At 58.7% G+C, this 1,851-nt stretch carries 1 protein-coding gene and 1 pseudogene; both read left to right on the forward strand.

Annotated elements, in window-relative coordinates; translation table 11 throughout:
* Positions 1 to 508: hypothetical protein (locus EOA85_RS34265; RefSeq protein WP_206523452.1), on the forward strand; the 508-nt coding region annotated here is incomplete at its 5' end.
* Positions 509 to 897: 389 nt separating this feature from the next.
* Positions 898 to 1,851 (forward strand): annotated as a pseudogene (locus tag EOA85_RS34270) (DNA helicase); the annotation flags it as partial.

Raw genomic sequence — 1,851 nt, forward strand, 5'->3', positions numbered from 1 at the left:
CAACTCGGATCGTTCCAACGAAGGCGTGACCGTCACGACCACGGTCCGGCGTCTGTTGGCCGCTGCCAAAGAGTGGCATGCCGTCGGCGCAGACGGCCATGTCATGGCCGGTCGGGTAGAATATCTGGACGACCAGGAAATCTGGCAGCGCATTGTGAATGCGTGCAACGGCGAGCGCGGCCCTGGTTTTTTCTGCGCCGTGCAGGGGCGCGCCGAGTCACTTTTGTGGAAGCGGGGCTATTTCGGCCATGAGCAGGAAATGCGCCTTCTCCTGATCGGTCGGTCTTGGCAGCAGGATAAACCATCACCGAAAGTTCGGCTTGTGAAGATCGATCCGAACGCCTTGTTCACTTCAATCAGCTTCGATCCGAGGCTTCAACCTTTCGAGCTAAATGAACGGATCGCTGAGTTTCGGGAAGCGGGTTATACCGGCGAAATCGTTCGAGACCTCAACTATCAGAAGGTGCTTTCCCTACTTATCATGATGCGGGACTGGCCTGATCCATAGTGTGAGGAAATGTTCGCCTTTCCCTGAAACGCGAGCTGCGCCAGTTCGGGTGCCGCCCCTGTGGGCCAAGGAGTCGTTTGTCCGAATCTCCTACATTCTGTACTATAACTGAGTCTGGGTAGCGGGGTGGGCAACGAATATTGGGCGATGGTCGCCCGAATCGTCGCGCCTGAGCGAATATAGGGATCAAGTGAATCCCTCGGGCGTGGCATGGCGAAGAAGAAAGCACCGAGTCGCAAGCGTCCGCCCCTTGAGGCGCGGTTTGAGTTCGTCGGGGACGCGATCGCCCCTATTGATCGCTCGGCACTCAGATCCGCGATTTTCGAGGTAGAGGACGGGACACCGGGGCGGGCTACAACCTAAAGCTTTGGCGTAAGACCAACACCGCTGTGGACGATGATCTGCGCCAACTATGGCTGCACGAAATGCGGCAGATGCAACGCCTGATGTCGTATGGCGGCGCGCGCGACGTGATCGTGGACGTCATCGAATTCGTCGAAGACGAAGAAAATTTCGGAGTACTGCAACCGCAACTCGGCCAGCCGCTAGCCCAGCGACTGAAACGTCTTCCCCGGCAGCATTGGCTGAGGAACTTAGGGGCCATTAGGTCGCGCGTACTCTTCTGGAGGAATATCGGCCGCCTCGTGAAGGCACTCGGCATCGTCCATTCCCAAGGGCTCGTGCACGGAAGCCTGAGCGAAGATGTCGTGCTCACGGAGGGATCGGAAGACCCGGACTTTTACCTTGCTGGATTTGAATGGAGTCTGTGGCTGAGTGCGGATTCCGTTGCAGCCTCGCATGCTCGTCTCAGCCCCCAGAGCGAGTCGAAAAGAGCGCTGCGATACTCGTTTGAGGAGGATTGGCAGGCTCTAGGTCGACTGATCGCGGCGACCCTTCGTGTGGTCGTGAGACAAACGGGAGACGTTGAAGCCCTCGACGGGCCCGACCAAGCCCTCGCGTTGAGCCCTTCCGAGCGCGCCGTTTTACGCCGCCTCATCGTCCCTTCTCGGCTTGACGTTCAGGACGCCGGAACGATTTCGCGGGCGATCGATGACATTATCTCAAACGTCTCGCGCTCCGTCGCCGCCAGGGCAGGAACCTTCTTGCTCGCGTTGCCGGTTCCGTCTCGCGTGGCTGACGTGATTTTCGCCGCAACCGGTGGACAAGTACCCGTCGACGAGTTTCGAAAGCAGGTGGATTGGCTCCAGGCAGACATGGCAGGGGGGGCCACATTGCTTGTGCCGACATCGTTTGATCCAAAGAAAGATCGCCTGTCCTTGGTTACCGAGGCGATGACGTACACGTTGACCGCGTTCCAAGATGACGGCGTCCCCGTCTGGGAT

It is taken from the genome of Mesorhizobium sp. M5C.F.Ca.IN.020.29.1.1 (assembly GCF_003997375.1).
Lineage (GTDB): Bacteria > Pseudomonadota > Alphaproteobacteria > Rhizobiales > Rhizobiaceae > Mesorhizobium > Mesorhizobium wenxiniae.